Origin of the sequence: Streptomyces sp. NBC_00370 (assembly GCF_036084755.1) — a bacterium.
GTDB lineage: Bacteria > Actinomycetota > Actinomycetes > Streptomycetales > Streptomycetaceae > Streptomyces.
On the sequence record NZ_CP107968.1, the window covers coordinates 8537797 to 8551459 of the forward strand.

15 protein-coding genes and 2 pseudogenes are annotated in these 13663 nt (G+C 66.9%); 10 read left to right on the forward strand and 7 right to left on the reverse strand.

Annotation, left to right across the window (positions count from 1 at the left end):
* Window positions 1-195: 195 nt before the first annotated feature.
* Window positions 196-435: pseudogene (locus tag OHS57_RS37425) on the forward strand (transcriptional regulator); the annotation flags it as partial.
* 117 nt (window positions 436-552) lie between these two features.
* Here OHS57_RS37425 and OHS57_RS37430 read toward each other — a convergent pair.
* The 4 genes from OHS57_RS37430 to OHS57_RS37445 form a co-directional block, all read right to left on the reverse strand.
* Entirely contained in the window at window positions 553-1701 is a 1149-nt protein-coding gene (locus tag OHS57_RS37430) for an epoxide hydrolase family protein (protein ID WP_328584942.1), read from the reverse strand.
* Window positions 1702-2167: 466 nt separating this feature from the next.
* On the reverse strand, window positions 2168-2440 hold the full coding sequence (locus tag OHS57_RS37435) for a hypothetical protein (protein ID WP_328584943.1): 273 nt from the start codon (window positions 2438-2440) through the stop codon (window positions 2168-2170).
* Between the two features lie 47 nt (window positions 2441-2487).
* Window positions 2488-3333, reverse strand: a complete 846-nt coding sequence (locus OHS57_RS37440; RefSeq protein ID WP_328584944.1) for an ABC transporter permease subunit — start codon at window positions 3331-3333, stop codon at window positions 2488-2490.
* The gene (locus OHS57_RS37445; protein WP_328584945.1) at window positions 3330-4238 is read right to left on the reverse strand and encodes an ABC transporter ATP-binding protein; all 909 of its coding nucleotides are present in this window, start codon (window positions 4236-4238) and stop codon (window positions 3330-3332) included. Before OHS57_RS37445 ends, OHS57_RS37440 begins: the two co-directional genes overlap by 4 nt.
* 133 nt (window positions 4239-4371) lie before the next feature.
* Here OHS57_RS37445 and OHS57_RS37450 point away from each other — a divergent pair, with 133 nt between their 5' ends.
* Window positions 4372-5619, forward strand: a complete 1248-nt coding sequence (locus OHS57_RS37450) for a sensor histidine kinase (protein WP_328584946.1) — start codon at window positions 4372-4374, stop codon at window positions 5617-5619.
* Window positions 5619-6275 (forward strand): response regulator transcription factor, encoded by a 657-nt coding sequence (locus tag OHS57_RS37455; RefSeq protein ID WP_328584947.1) that lies wholly within the window; start codon window positions 5619-5621, stop codon window positions 6273-6275. Before OHS57_RS37450 ends, OHS57_RS37455 begins: the two co-directional genes overlap by 1 nt.
* Before the next feature lie 299 nt (window positions 6276-6574).
* Here OHS57_RS37455 and OHS57_RS37465 read toward each other — a convergent pair.
* Window positions 6575-6748: pseudogene (locus OHS57_RS37465) on the reverse strand (IS30 family transposase); the annotation flags it as partial.
* Between the two features lie 45 nt (window positions 6749-6793).
* On the opposite strand from OHS57_RS37465, the gene OHS57_RS37470 reads away from it, so the two are divergent.
* Window positions 6794-7234 (forward strand): molybdopterin cofactor-binding domain-containing protein, encoded by a 441-nt coding sequence (locus OHS57_RS37470; protein ID WP_328584948.1) that lies wholly within the window; start codon window positions 6794-6796, stop codon window positions 7232-7234.
* Between the two features lie 241 nt (window positions 7235-7475).
* Here the strand turns inward: OHS57_RS37470 and OHS57_RS37475 are convergent, their stop codons facing one another.
* A complete protein-coding gene (locus OHS57_RS37475) occupies window positions 7476-8279 on the reverse strand; it encodes an SDR family NAD(P)-dependent oxidoreductase (RefSeq protein WP_328584949.1) in 804 nt (267 codons plus the stop codon).
* Between the two features lie 55 nt (window positions 8280-8334).
* Here OHS57_RS37475 and OHS57_RS37480 point away from each other — a divergent pair, with 55 nt between their 5' ends.
* The 3 genes from OHS57_RS37480 (at window position 8335) to OHS57_RS37490 (ending at window position 10898) form a co-directional block, all read left to right on the forward strand.
* Complete coding sequence (locus OHS57_RS37480) at window positions 8335-8778, forward strand: helix-turn-helix transcriptional regulator (RefSeq protein WP_328584950.1); 444 nt, start codon at window positions 8335-8337, stop codon at window positions 8776-8778.
* A gap of 723 nt (window positions 8779-9501) precedes the next feature.
* Window positions 9502-9756, forward strand: a complete 255-nt coding sequence (locus OHS57_RS37485; RefSeq protein ID WP_328584951.1) for a hypothetical protein — start codon at window positions 9502-9504, stop codon at window positions 9754-9756.
* Window positions 9753-10898, forward strand: coding sequence for a tyrosine-type recombinase/integrase (locus OHS57_RS37490; protein WP_328584952.1), 1146 nt, complete (start codon window positions 9753-9755; stop codon window positions 10896-10898). The genes OHS57_RS37485 and OHS57_RS37490 overlap by 4 nt, the downstream gene beginning before the upstream one ends.
* Window positions 10899-10906: 8 nt before the next feature.
* On the opposite strand, the gene OHS57_RS37495 is transcribed toward OHS57_RS37490, so the two are convergent.
* On the reverse strand, window positions 10907-11437 hold the full coding sequence (locus tag OHS57_RS37495) for a hypothetical protein (RefSeq protein ID WP_328584953.1): 531 nt from the start codon (window positions 11435-11437) through the stop codon (window positions 10907-10909).
* 104 nt (window positions 11438-11541) lie between these two features.
* Here OHS57_RS37495 and OHS57_RS37500 point away from each other — a divergent pair, with 104 nt between their 5' ends.
* From OHS57_RS37500 to OHS57_RS37510, 3 genes are all read left to right on the forward strand, one after another.
* Complete coding sequence (locus OHS57_RS37500) at window positions 11542-12138, forward strand: hypothetical protein (protein WP_328584954.1); 597 nt, start codon at window positions 11542-11544, stop codon at window positions 12136-12138.
* A gap of 230 nt (window positions 12139-12368) precedes the next feature.
* The gene (locus OHS57_RS37505) at window positions 12369-12995 is read left to right on the forward strand and encodes a hypothetical protein (RefSeq protein ID WP_328584955.1); all 627 of its coding nucleotides are present in this window, start codon (window positions 12369-12371) and stop codon (window positions 12993-12995) included.
* A gap of 186 nt (window positions 12996-13181) precedes the next feature.
* Window positions 13182-13646 carry a DUF3885 domain-containing protein gene (locus OHS57_RS37510; protein ID WP_328584956.1) on the forward strand — a complete coding sequence of 155 codons (465 nt, stop codon included), beginning with the start codon at window positions 13182-13184 and terminating at the stop codon, window positions 13644-13646.
* Window positions 13647-13663: the final 17 nt, after the last annotated feature.

A 13663-nucleotide genomic window follows, 5' to 3' on the forward strand; every position in this document is an offset into this window, starting at 1 on the left:
ACCGAGTCGTGACCATCGTTCCTGTGAAGGGCTGCTTGGGCAGCGGGTGGAGCCGAGTGCGTTCCTCGGCGAGCATCTCGGCCGGGCGTCGTTTGGTCTCGCGGTGGACCCGGTTGTTGACCTCCTCGCAGAAGGTGCGGCAGGCCGACTCCAGGGCGGCGAAGTTGCGGTATTCCTCAAGGAGGTTGACGTCGCTGGCTTGCCGAGGTCGGCATCACGATGCCCATCGGCTCGCGCCGGCCACCGGTGCGCGCCTGCCTCGACTGGACCGAGCGCCTTCCCCACCTGGCCGGCGCTGTGGGCGCCGCCCTGTCCGCCCACGCACTGCCCACCGGGTGGATGACTCGCATCGGCACCAGCCGCGCCCTTGTCGTGACACCCGCCGGCCGCCGGGCACTGCACGACCACCTTGGCCTGCCGCCTACCGAACTCTGATCCCAAACCGGACCAGGACCACGGTGCCTCCGCTAACCGATCTTGCGATGGGTCGGTCAGTTGACGGACGCGGCGTTGGAGCGCAATACGCCGGGAGACCGGCGGGCGGCGGCTTCGCTACAGGTCGGCGAAGAATGAGGCGGTGTTTCGTGCCAGCGGTAGGGGTTGCTCGGTCGCGGCGAAGTGGCCGCCGGCGGGCATGGGCCACCAACGCTGGACGTTGTAGGTGCGTTCGGCCCATTCGCGGGGCGGTGCGCCGTCGTCGAGGAATTGGTTGGCGAAGACGGACACGGCGGTCGGTACATCGACCCGGTCTTCAGGGCCCAGGGATTCGTGTGCGAGGTTGTCCACGTAGTCGCGCATGGACGGGGTAATGGTTTCGGTGCACCAGTAGAGCGTGATGACGGTGAGCAGGAAGTCCCGGGAGAAGGAGTGTTCGATGTCGCCCTTGCAGTCGGACCATGCCCGCCATTTCTCCAGTACCCACGCGGCCAGTCCGGCCGGTGAGTCGTTGAGCGCGTAGCCGAGGGTCTGGGGCCGGGTGGACTGGATCGCGCCGTAGCCGCGGTCGTCGGAGCGCCAGTGACGATATTGGGTGAGGTAGGCACGCTCCGCTGCGGACAGGGGGCGGGTGCCGGGTCCGGTGTGGGGATGCAGGTCGAGGTTGCTCAGGTGGATCCCGATCAGGCTTTGCGGGTGATCGAGGGCCAGGTAGGTGGTGACCGCCGACCCGAAGTCGGCTCCTTGAGCGCCGTAGCGCCGGTACCCGAGGGCGCCCATGAGGTTATGCCACAGTCCGGCGACGCGGCGGGTGTTCATTCCTGTCCGGTCGGGGCGTTCTGAAAAGCCGTATCCGGGCAGTGAGGGAATGACGACGTTGAAGGCCGGGCCGTCGATGCCGTGCGCGGCCGGATCGGTCAGCAACGGCACCAACGGCAGATATTCGACGAATGAACTCGGCCAGCCATGAGTGAGGACCAACGGGATGCCCTGCCCGTTGACGGCCTTTTCGTGCACGAAGTGGAGCTTCACTCCATCGACCTCGGTGCGGAACTGTTTGAAGCCGTTGAGCCGACGCTCCTGGGCGCGCCAGTCGAAGTCGTCCGCCCAGTAGGCCAGCACCTGCCGCAGGTAGTCGAGGTCCGTGCCCTGTTGCCAGGCGGGTGCTGGTGAGCGCTGGGGCCATCGGGTGCGGTGAATACGGGCCCGCAGGTCACTGAGGGTCTCCTCAGTCACCGCGATGGTGAATGGCTCGATGGACGGCATCGGACGCGGCCCCCCTTTCGAGCTTCTCCTGGCACATGGTCGTCGGCTCCTGATCTGTATGCCGCGGATTCGGCCGGCTGCATCGCCGCCTCAGTCCGGTTCGGCCCCCCTCTGAAGCAACCTCATACCGGGCAAATATAGGTGCAACCGATTGCTAAGGCAGCGCGCGCGTCGGACTCCAGCGGGACTTTCCGGCGAGGAGTTCGGTACGGCTCGCAACCGTTGGCAAGGACCGACAGCAGTGAACAGAGCCACCAGCGGGGTCAGGGCTTCGGTTCTGGCGGGGTGCTGGTGAGGTGGGCGTAGACGACGATGTTCGCGCTGTAGCTGGTGTTCTTGGTGAAGGTCCCGGCACAGGTGATGAGCCGTAGGTCGGAACGCTTGGCTTGGGCGTAGACCTTGTGGCTGGGGAAGTCGCTTCTTTCCCGGCGGGTGCGGGGATGGACCCTGACTGGTCAGCGACGCGCTAGGTGTATTCCTGATGGTAACTCAGCAGGAGGGGGGAGAGATATGTGCCAGGCTCCAGCCGTAGCAGGGCAACGTTCTGGGTGGGATGAATCTCGATGCCTCGTACGACGGCCGGCTGCCGATGTCCGTCCGTGCCACGTAAGAGGACAGCCGCTTCCCTCAGAGTGAGCTGCTCGGCAACGTGTGCGGCGGTCATGGCGAGACCGTCGGTGCCGTCGAGTAAGAAGGCAGTCCCGGCGAAGCCCTTGTTGCGCAGGAGGCTGTCCGGCATGCGCCGGATCTTCGCTACGGGATGACAATGTTGGCCAGTTGGCCCTCTCACTGGTCGCGCCGTTGTGCGCTGGTGACGGCGAGTATGGCGGCGGTGAACGCCCATACCGCGTAGACGGTCCAGGCTCCACTGGTCGTCCACGGGTAGTCGGTCTGGTGGGGGCCGATCTCCACGAGCCGCAACCACGCCTGGTAGAGCGTGGCGTGCGCGGCGACCGCAGACCAGTGGCGGCCTTCGGTGAAGACGATGGGCAGCACGAGGATGACCGCCACGGCGGCGGTCATGGTGGCCGAGGTGTGCCTGATGACGGAGCCGATGGCCATGCCGACGACCGCGCACACGGGTGCGAGGAGGGCGGACGCCGCTACGACACGCAGGGCGCCCGGGTAGCTGATCGATATGCCGGCGTCCCGGCGGTCGAGGATCGCCTGTGTCAGGCCGAATGAGGCCCCCGCGACGATCGAGCCGAAGACGGTGGTGACCGCGGTGACGACCACTGTTTTGGCGGCCATCACCGAACGGCGGGCCGGAACGGCCGCGAACGTCGTACGAATGGTGCCCGTGCTGTATTCGCCGATGATCGCGAGGGCGCCGAGGGCACCGAGGGCGAGCATCATGACCATGGCGGCGTTCGCCGTGAATGCCTCCTGCAGCGGAATTCCGGCTTGGACGTAGTCGGCCCGGTCCGCCGCGCTCCGCTCCGGCCAGTAGTTGTAGGTGTCGTAGGCGGTTCCCGCGTTGAACGCGATGACGGCCAGGGCGGCGGCCCCGTACGCGATCCAGGTCGAACGCAGCGACCGAAGCTTGATCCACTCGGCGGCCACCAGGTCGTAGAAGCGGGCGCGGGGTTCGTCGGTGCCAAGTCCGCCAACGGGAGCGTATGTCGTGGTCACTGGGGGTCTCCTGCGGGGTATTGCACGCTGTCGGCGGTGAGCTCCATGAATGCCTGTTCCAATGAGGCGGGCCGGGTGCTGAGGTGATGCAGCAAAATGCGGTGTTCCATGGCGATCTCACCGATCCGGGCCGCGGTCATACCGGTCACGGCAAGCAGGTCGCCCGCCGTGTCCACGGCCGCGCCCTCGGCCATCAGCAGATCTCTCAGGGCGGCAGCGGCGGGCGTGCCCACCGTGACGCTCTGCCGGGTGCCGCGAGCGGAGAACTCCGTGAGGCTTTCCGCCGCGATCAGCTCGCCGCGGCCGATGACGATCAGCTGGTCGGCGGTGTGCTCCATCTCGGACATGAGATGGCTGGAGACGAACACCGTGCGGCCCTCGGCGGCCAGACGCCTGAACAGGTCACGCAGCCACTTCACGCCTTCCGGGTCGAGGCCGTTGAGCGGCTCGTCGAAGAGCAGTACCGGGGGGTCGCCGAGCAGGGCGGAAGCGATGCCGAGCCGCTGCTTCATGCCGAGCGAGAATCCGCCGACGCGGCGCCGGGCGACCTCGGCGAGGCCGACTTCCCGCAGCACCTCCTCCACCCGGTGCTGCGGGATGCGGTTGCTGCGGGCCAGGGCGGACAGCTGCGCCACCGCGCTGCGCCCGCCGTGCACATCGTGCGCGTCGAGAAGGGAGCCGACATGACGCAGGCCGCGGGGGCGGTCGCGGAAAGGGCGGCCGTCGACGGTGACGGTGCCGCTGGTGGGCTCATGCAAGCCGAGGATCATCCGCAGTGTGGTGCTCTTGCCGGCGCCGTTCGGACCGAGAAACCCGGTCACCTGGCCGGGCCGCACGGTGAAGGTCAGATCTTTGACGGCCGTCGTGCCGGCGTATCGCTTCGTGAGCTCGTTGACTTCGATCACGGGGACAACGGTGCCGGTGGGCGACCCTGCCTGTCATCGGACCGCCGATGACGATCGGAGAGGACGGGTGTCAACCGTGGTTGTACGGTCACGGTCGGATGTGCCGTCAGGTGCAGGTGCTTACGATCAATGCATGTCTGCCTCACCGCCGCTGCCGTTGCCGCTGCTCAAACGCATACCGCCGGGCCTGTGGACGGCACTGGCGTGGTACGCGGCAGCAGTCGAACCCATTGTCGAGTACGTCGTGATGCCGCAAGCGCCGACGTACTCGCTCAACTACCCCCAGGACGGGCTCGACTCGCTCGGAGCCCAGGCGCTGCTCGCCGTCGCCTTCGTGCTGATCCTGGCCGGCAGTGCGGTGCTGCGCCGCAGGACCTCCGCCGCGTACGGTCTGGTGATCGTCGCTACGGTCATCTCGACGGTGGCCTGGCGGCAGGATGAGATTCCGCCCACGCAGTTCCTGGCCGTGGATATCGCCCTCTGCTACCTCGCAGCCACCCGGCCTCGGCGCAGCTCGCTCACCGCGGCCGCCGCGGCGCTCGGCATACTGGCCGGCTACCTGGTCCTGCGGTTGATCACGGGCGACGATTCCAGCATCGCGCAGGAGCCGCTCGTGGCCCTGAGCGTGGTCATCGCCTGGCTCATCGGTAATTCGTCGCATCAGGCCCGGGTCCACACCGCAGAGTTGCACGCCCGGGCCGCTGCCGAGGCCGTCACCGCCGAGCGGCTGCGCATCGCTCGCGAGATGCACGACACCGTCGCCCACAGTATCGGCATCATCGCCTTGCAGGCCGGCGCTGCGGCCCGGGTCATCGAAACTCAGCCGGCCAGAGCCCGCGAGGCGATGCTCACCGTGGAGATGGCCGGCCGCGAGACACTGTCCGGGCTGCGAAGAATGCTCGGCGCGCTGCGCCAGGCCGACCACGACGAGGAACGCCAAAGCGCGCACGCGCCGGGATCCCTGCGACCGGCCGCCGGACTGGCGAACGTGGAACAGCTCGCCGCGACGACCACAGCCGCCGGGGTCCGCGTGGAGGTGCGGTGGCAGGGCAGGCGTCGCCCGCTGCCGGCCGACATCGACGTCGCGGCGTTCCGGATCGTCCAGGAGTCGGTGACCAACGCCGTACGGCACTCGGGTGCCGATTCCTGCCAGGTGCGCCTTGACTACCGCGCGGACGAACTCTCCGTCGAGGTCTCGGACCGAGGCAAAGGCGGCGGCACCAGCACGGACACTGGATACGGCCTGATCGGCATGCGTGAGCGGGCCGCCCTGCTGCACGGCGATTTCACGGCCGGGTCCCGTCCCGGGGGCGGCTTCCTGGTAGCGGCCAGACTCCCGGTACCGGCAGAGACTGCGGCAGAAGCGAAGGCGGGAGCGTGATGACCATCCGTGTCGTGCTCACCGACGACCAGCCCCTGGTCCGGGCCGCCCTGCAGATGGTCATAACCGACACCGCGGACATCGAGGTGGTGGGCGAGGCAGAAGACGGTGCGGAAGCGGTACGCCTGACGGCGGAACTTGCCCCCGACGTCGTCGTGATGGACCTGCGGATGCCCGGTATGGACGGCATCGAGGCCACCGGGCTGATCACGGCGGGCACCGGCGCCACACGTGTCGTCGTCCTGACGACCTTCGACGACGACGACTACGTCTATGGGGCGCTGCACGCCGGCGCGTCCGGATTCCTCGTCAAGGACATGGCTCTGGACGACATCCTTGCCGCAATCCGGATCGTTGCCGCCGGGGACGCCCTGATCGCACCAGCCGTGACACGCCGGCTGATCAAAGAGTTCACCCGACCCGTAGTGTCACCGCCGCGGTGGTCGGAGCTCGACGGCATCACCGCCCGGGAACGGGAGGTGCTGACCCTCGTCGGCAGAGGCCTGTCCAATACGGAGATCGCAGGCGAGCTCTCCATCAGCATCGCCACCGCCAAGACCTACCTGACCCGCCTGCTCGCCAAGCTCAATGCCCGCGACCGGGTGCAGCTAGTGATCCTGGCCTATGAGGCGGGCCTGGTGGCAACATCCCAGTGAGTGGACGGAGCGTAGTTGGTGTGGTGTGGAGGGCGTTCTCGAAGACGATGAGTGATCGTTGTCCGAGGCGGGAGTGGCGTCGGTGGGTGTTGTAGCGGTGGAGCCATCGGAAGGTGTCGAGTCAGGCCTCGCGCTCGGTGGGCCAGCTCTTTCGTCCTTGCAGGGTCTCGCGTTTGAAGGTCGCGTTGGAGGACTCGGCGAGGGCGTTGTCCGCGCTGGAGCCGACGGCGCTCATGCTTTGCCGGACCCCTGCTGACCTGCAGGCTTCGGCGAAGATTCTGCTCGTGTACTGGGCGAGTTCAACCGATCGCTGCCACACCGGGTTGTTGCAGTGAGCGTAGTTGCTCTTCGAAGACTTCGGCGGGGGTCTTCCAGCCGAGGATCTTGCGGAGCCGATTGTTGAGTGCGTACGCGACGGCTTTGAGGTCTTGGGCGGACCACTGGGAGATGTCTGTGCCTTTGGGGAAGTACTGAGCGCAGACGGGCGAAGCACCCCGCCTGCGGCCGACGGGCGGGAGATGGCCACGGCAGGCGCCTTCGGAGCGAAGTTCGTCGAGGTTCGGATCGACTCCGACCTGCGGCTGCTGCGGGTGGCCCGGGTGGTGCAGGTGATCGACGGCGGCCGCATCCTCAACGAGAAGGCTGCGACCAGCCAGATCATCGGCGGCACGGTGGGCGGCATCGGGCAGGCCCTTTTCGAGAAGACGGAGACCGACCCGGGGACCGGCCGCATCGCCAACGCCACCTTCGGCGACTACTTGGTCGCTGTCAACGCCGACATCCCCGACATCGAAGTGGCCTTCGTCGGGGCACCCGATCCGGCAACCCTGGTAGGTACCAAGGGAATCGGAGAGGTCGGACTCGTCGGCACCGCCGGGGCCATTGCCAACGCGGTCCACCACGCGACAGGGCGCCGGCTGCGGTCCCTGCCCCTCACGATCGAGCAGTTGCTGGACTGAGCGTCCGCAGTCGAGCTTGATCCGAGGGACCCGGGCGGCGACGAAAACCGCAGTTTGGCCAACTAGGGCGTGTCTCTTTGATGGGTTGGTCAGTTGATCGGATATACGCCGACCGTGGGCGGCTCGCGGCGCTCCCGCTCCTGCTCGATGAGTGCTTCCACCGCCTACGTGTTCCGGTCGGGGTGCTCCTCGCCCTCCAGGTTGTCGCGACTGAGCCGGCCGATGAGGTGTTCCGCCTCGGCTATACCGGGACTGACGTATTCACCGGTTCTACCGTGCCGTCGGCCCGGTAGATGGGCACGCTGAAGCGGGTCACTGCGGCTTCGAATGTGCGGTGCTCGGCGGCGAGCCGGTCGGTAAAGGCGGCCTGTGTGGTGGGGCCGAACCCAACTTCGGGCAGCGATCCGTCAAGGAGGGGGTAGACGGTGTCGCAGAACTCCTCCGGGTCGGCGCCGTGGTTGTGGCCGGGGCCGGCGAGCGCTGTGGCCACGGCTGGCGGAATCAGTTCCACCACCCGGCACGGTGTGGTCTGCAGCGCGTGGCGCAGGTTCATGGTGTAGCTGTGTAGTGCGGCCTTGGCCGCGCTGTACAGGGGGGCGAACGGCTGCGGGATGTAGGCCCCGCCCGAGGTGACGTTCACCAGCACGCTGGGACGGCCGTGCTGCAGCAGGTGCGGGACGAGCAACTGCCCCAGGTGGACCGGGCCGGCGAGCAGGATGTCGATCTCGTTTTGTGCTTCCGCCCATGGGGTGACGTCATCCGCGATGCCTACCCGGCGTTGGATCCCAGCATTGTTGATGACCACGTCGAGTTCCGGCATGGCGTGCGTGACGTGGTCGGCGAGTCGTTTCCGGTCATCGGGGCTGCTGATGTCATTGACGAAGGTCCCTGCTCCGGTCTGCTCGGCGGCTGAGGCGAGCCGGCTGGCGCTGCGGCCAGTGATCATGACGCGGTGGCCTGCTCGGCGGTACCGCGTGGCCAGACCGAGACCGATGCCCGTGCTTCCGCCAGTGATGAGGACTGAGTGCACCGTTTCTGTTGCCATGTAAACAGCATGCTCTCCAGATGTTTACATGGCAACACGAGGGTAGGGTGGACGGATGACGGGACCACTCGATGACAGTGAGACAGTGCGGTGGATCGCCTGGAAGCAGGCCAACGACGCCGTCACGGTGGCGGTCGCGCAAGAGATCCAGAATGCGGCGGGACTGTCCGTGGCGGACTTCTCAGTGCTGTCCAGGGTGGTGGAGAACGGCGGCGGCCGCATGGCCCAGCATGAGCTGGTCACCATGCTCGGCTGGCAGCGCGCCCGGCTCTCACGCCAGCTGTCCCGCATGGCTGACCGGCAGCTCCTTGAGCGCGAAGCGGGGCAGGCCGGGCGACGTATTGTCGTTGCCACCGACGCCGGCCGCGCTGCCCTGGCCGCCGCCCGGCCGGCCCACGCACGGGCCGTCCGGCACGCACTGCTCGACTGCGCCACGACACCGCAACATGACGACTTCTGGACTGTCATCCAGGACATCGCTGGCAACCCCTGTCCTTAGGTACGGCGCCAGCTCTGCACGTAGTCGCGCAAAGCGCCCAGCTGAGCCGCGAGTTCCAGGCTGTCCGGGGCGGCCGAGCGATGATCAGCGTCCCCAGCGCGGCCGCAGTAAGCAGATTCGCTGCGGTAGCTGGCTCCGGTACTGCTTCGCCCAGCTCACGAGCACGTCGGGCGGCCGCGAGGAACCCTGCCCGTAGCTTGTCGCGGAAACCTCGGTGGCACGAACGACCTCGTCGTCGACGGGCGCGGCCATACATTCCGTACCGCCCCTGCGCGCTGTCGAGTACGGCTTACGTGCGCACGAGAGTCTCCAGCACGTCGCCGCCGCCCCGGCTGCCTCTTTCGAGTGGCTCGCAGAGGGTTTCCACGCGGCGCAGGTAGTGAACCATCGCCCCTTTGTAGATCTGGTGCTTGGTGCCGAAGGTGTTGTACGGGCTGGAGGTGGACAGGCCCGTGGCTGATGGCGCCTCCGTCTGTGCCCCCTGGCCCGGGCCGTGCCCGCCCGCCTCTGCCCGTGGGCGCGGTGTCGGGCACGACGCCTCGGTATCGGGGGCCGCTGAAGAAACCGTCTCTGATGCCCGACGGGTATCAGAGACGTCGAAAGAGGTCTTGGACGGGGATCTGCCCCGGGTAGCAGGCTGGTCAGCGCAGTCAGCGGCCCCACGAAGACAGGAACCACGACCATGAAAATTTCCCTTATCCGAGCCAACCAAAAGAGGGGAACGTGGTGATCGAGAACGCCGCAAATCGCTTCTGGCGAACGATCAACTGGGTGGTCGAGACGCCCGATGTGCTTCGTAGCGGAGGCCGACTTAAGGACGACGCGAGCGTCACGTACAAGGAAGGCCCTTCGATCCGTCGGATCGAGCGAGGCCGCACCGTCGCATGGTCGATCGACGGCACACCTGTCACCGAGCAGGCGGCAAGGGATCGCATGGCGTATGAGTACCTCGCCCGGCGCCCCGAGGAGTCGCAGTGACCGAGCCCGACGAGGCGGTCGACGCCGAGCTGGTGGACGACGGCCACCTCCCCGCCACCCGGACCGAGACAGCACCCGCCCGTCCGGTCGTCGACCGGCACACGATCCTTGTCCCCGGCGAAGCGCTGCCCACCGCAGTCGACGAACCCACTTACACCGAACGCGACCTGTACGTCAGCGAGCGGACCGCCGACCGGCTTCAGAACAAGTCGAAGCCCAAGAACACCAGCAAGACCTACGACAACCAGCGCGACCTCTTCAAGGCGTGGTGCATCCAGCACGGCCGCGTCCACCGGCCCTGCACCACAGCCACCTACGTCGAGTACGTCGCCACCCTCATCGACCGAGACCGTGCACCCAACGCCATCAGCGTCGCCATGTCCGCCATTCGCACATGGATGCCCGACGACAAAAAGCCCGGCACCCAAGAGGCGCGCGGCATGCTCAACGAGTACCGGAAGGAATGGAACAAGCGGGTCGGCGTCAAGAAAGCACCAGTTATCACCGACGACATGATCCGATCCATGATCGCCACCTGCGACCTCACCCACCCCGCCGGGATCCGCGACCGCTGCGTCCTCCTCCTCGGACGCGGCGCCCTCAACCGGCGCATCGAACTCGCCGACCTCACCATCGGCAACGTCACCGTCGAATCAGATGGCGTCGCCCTCTACTTCGCCTCCTCCAAAACAGACCAAGAAGCCAAAGGCGAAGAGACCTTCATCCCCGGCTGGGACGACCCAGACATCGACCCCGTCCGCGCCACACGAGCCTGGCTCGACACCCTCCACCAACTCGGCATCCACGAAGGCGCCTTCATTCGCGCCCTCACCCGCGAAGGACGCCTCCAGTCACGAATCGCCGCCACCAAACGCGGCGACCACGTCACAGGCGACGCCATCAACGACTGGGTACGCCGACGTGCCGAACTCGCCGGCATCAGAGGCTGGGAGAAAGTCACCGCTCACGGGCTACGGCGAGGCGGCGCCCAAGCCATCGCCGACGCCGGCGGAGACCCCACCGCACAAGGACGCTGGAAGGCGGGCTCCGCCGTGGTCAAGCGCGAGTACCTCGACCGGGCCGCCAAACGCACAGACAATCCGTGGCTCAAGATCGCGCGGCCGCAGCTGGATGAGACGTAGAACGCTCTCTAGGCGTCGCGGAGCGGGGTTGCCAGAACCTCCCGCTTCGCTTCGCGCGCCTGGTCAAGAAGCCTGGCCTTAGGTGCTGGCTCTCGGCGGAGGTAACAGCCCAAGGATTTCTGCATCTCGACACACATCGCCATCATCAAGAGCCGCCCAGCTCTGAGCCCGACGTGCTCCTGCAAGTACGACTCGTGCCCGAAACCAAAGAGGCAGGCAGCTTCGAGGGCGTCACGAAGATCTCCATCGGTCAGGTGCAGTGACGCGAGGTTGATCCTCCCGAGGATCTCACTCATCTCCTGTAGCCACTCGGGGCGCTCCGCTGACTCAGCTTCCGGACGCTTCCAGGCATGCCCTTGAAGTACTTGGAGTTCTGTGATGAGGACATCAACCGCGCCCTCGGACAAGGCGGTGAGACGCTCCTGTATCGCCTGCTTAGTTTGGGCGCGCTGCTGGTAGACGATACCGAGGAAGGCTGCGGCGGCGCCGATCGCGGCGCCTCCGAGGCCGATGATGCCGACAAGCACCTCTGAGTTCATGGCTGGCATATTGCCTCAGTGTCGTGGCGGGCACCCCGGATACTGGATGTTATCGAGGGCGGTTGGTTCAGCCCCTCCCCCAACCGCGGCTACTCTTCCGGCGCATGAGCGCCCACTGGAACGACACCCTCAGCACCATCGGCGGGCTGGCCGGCGCGGCAGCCGCAGTCGCCGCCTGGCGGGCGGCCACCAAGGCGAACGCCACCGCCGACACCGTGGCACGTATCGAACGGGACCGCCATCACGCCGAGCTGGCCCCGCAGTTCGACATCGGCTTCGTAGAGACCAGCGAGACTCGCGCGAAGCTCGCCATCCACCTGAGCGGGCCGGACCAGCTTGGGCATCTCACCTCCATCACTGCGTCGGTCGGAAACGATGACGCTGAGCACGTGCTTGCCAGCCCTGGTCTCGACGTCACGCAGGAAGGAGTCGACGCCTTCGTGTGGGGTCCGTTCCGGTTCCAGCCCGACGCGGACGGCGCCGACCGGAACGGTCGCGCGGTCGCACCCGTCTCTCTGCTCGTGGGGCGTGGCCGTTCGTTCGCCATGGAGCGCACCCGGCCCGGCCACTGGATGACAGGCAAGACGTTCGAGCGGTGGCAGGAGAACTACCGCAACGAGCCGGTGCGTCTGATCCTCACCTGCCGGCGCGACGACGAGGAGTGGGTAGTCACCCGCCGAATCCCCAACCCGCCTCTATAGGACCAGCGCCCAGACCCTCGGAGGCTGAGCGCGCTTAGGATGCCACACACGGAAGAACGCCCCGCCCTCACGGAGGGCGGGGCGTAGTCGTGCGGCACTTGGGAGTCACCGCCCCCTGCTGACGCCTCCTCAGTTTCGTCACAGCTTCGTCACTAACGGAACGCACCTCTCACGCCGGGCGAATCGGGCCGCTACGTTCATCCCCTCACGAACCAGTCCTAGGGGGACACATGAGCTTCGGTGATCCACAACCACCGCAATGGGGACAGCAGCCGCCCGCCGGCCCGCCACCTACCCCACCGTCGAACCGGCCTGGTTGGACGCGGAAACGCATCATCATCCCGGCCGCCCTGGCCCTGTTCTTCGTCGGGGTCATCATCGGCACCTCCGGTAGCGGCGACACCAAGACCGTCAGTGACGCCAAGCCTGCCCCGGCAGTCACCCAGACCGTCACGGCCAAGCCGGCGGCGAAAGCCGCCGGCAAGGTCAAGCCGGCGCCGACTGTGACCGTCACCGAGACGGCCACGGTCAAGCCGAAGGCCAAGCCCAAGGCGAAGCCGGATCCGGCACCCGAGGGCAAGGCTGTGTTCAAGGTGTGGGGCACCGCTTCCGCCGGCGCGGACATCACCTACGGCAGCGACGGCGAGAACCTGGACGGGAGCGGGCTTCCCATGACGAAGACCCTCACCGTCAAGGACGACGCCCTCTACTACGCCATCAACGCCCAGTTGCAGGGCGGCGGCGACATCCAGTGTTCGGTCACGATCGACGGCAAAACCAAGACCGGGCATGCGAGGGGCGGCTACAACATCTGCTCCGCCCAGTTGAACGCCGACTTCATGGGTGGCTTCAGCTAAGAGGTCGTTTCTCTTGGTGAGTGGGTGCCGGGCATCATGGTCGTCGACAGGAGCTCATGCCCGAGAGGACGAGTGATGCAGGTGATTGGAGGCGTAGGGACGGTCTTGACGGACCTGTGGCAGCGGCGTTGGCCCGACTGCCCACCGGTTGGGTACAAGCTCCGCGGCCCGTACCGGGATGTCTGGGTGCGCTTCCATAGCCTGCCGGAGTCGAAGCGATATGCAGAGGACGAGAGCGAGTACGTCGTCGTCCTGGGGCGGTACAACACGGTCCTAGATGAGTTGTTTGCCGGTGGGGATGTCTACGTGATCACACCGGTCTGGACGACCGAAGCCGAGGTGCCACCGTTCCAGCCAGACGCTGGCTACTGGCAGAGCCTGCTGGTGGAGGACGACCCTGACCCGGAGTTCCGCACCTACTGCCATCTTTTCGCCGTACGCCGACCTTGGCGACATGGCTGCCTCGACGAGTTGCTCCGTGACATCGCCGACGACAGGATGGCGGGAGTCTTCGTCACCGACACTCAGATGCGGCGCATTCACTACCCCTACGACGGGGGCGCCGACGTCTTCCTTGCCACGCCTGAGGAACGGGATCGCACCCGCGACCGGCATGCCCACTGGCTTTCCGGCAGCCCGTCGGGTCTTTGACGGGTCAGGATCACCAC

Coding starts and splice junctions, on each gene's coding strand:
- OHS57_RS37430 (WP_328584942.1), bottom strand. CDS start 1,701: ATGCCGTCCATCGAGCCATTCACCATCGCGGTGACTGAGGAGACCCTC.
- OHS57_RS37435 (WP_328584943.1), bottom strand. CDS start 2,440: ATGCCGGACAGCCTCCTGCGCAACAAGGGCTTCGCCGGGACTGCCTTC.
- OHS57_RS37450 (WP_328584946.1), top strand. CDS start 4,372: ATGTCTGCCTCACCGCCGCTGCCGTTGCCGCTGCTCAAACGCATACCG.
- OHS57_RS37455 (WP_328584947.1), top strand. CDS start 5,619: ATGACCATCCGTGTCGTGCTCACCGACGACCAGCCCCTGGTCCGGGCC.
- OHS57_RS37470 (WP_328584948.1), top strand. CDS start 6,794: ATGGCCACGGCAGGCGCCTTCGGAGCGAAGTTCGTCGAGGTTCGGATC.
- OHS57_RS37475 (WP_328584949.1), bottom strand. CDS start 8,279: ATGGCAACAGAAACGGTGCACTCAGTCCTCATCACTGGCGGAAGCACG.
- OHS57_RS37480 (WP_328584950.1), top strand. CDS start 8,335: ATGACGGGACCACTCGATGACAGTGAGACAGTGCGGTGGATCGCCTGG.
- OHS57_RS37495 (WP_328584953.1), bottom strand. CDS start 11,437: ATGAACTCAGAGGTGCTTGTCGGCATCATCGGCCTCGGAGGCGCCGCG.
- OHS57_RS37500 (WP_328584954.1), top strand. CDS start 11,542: ATGAGCGCCCACTGGAACGACACCCTCAGCACCATCGGCGGGCTGGCC.
- OHS57_RS37505 (WP_328584955.1), top strand. CDS start 12,369: ATGAGCTTCGGTGATCCACAACCACCGCAATGGGGACAGCAGCCGCCC.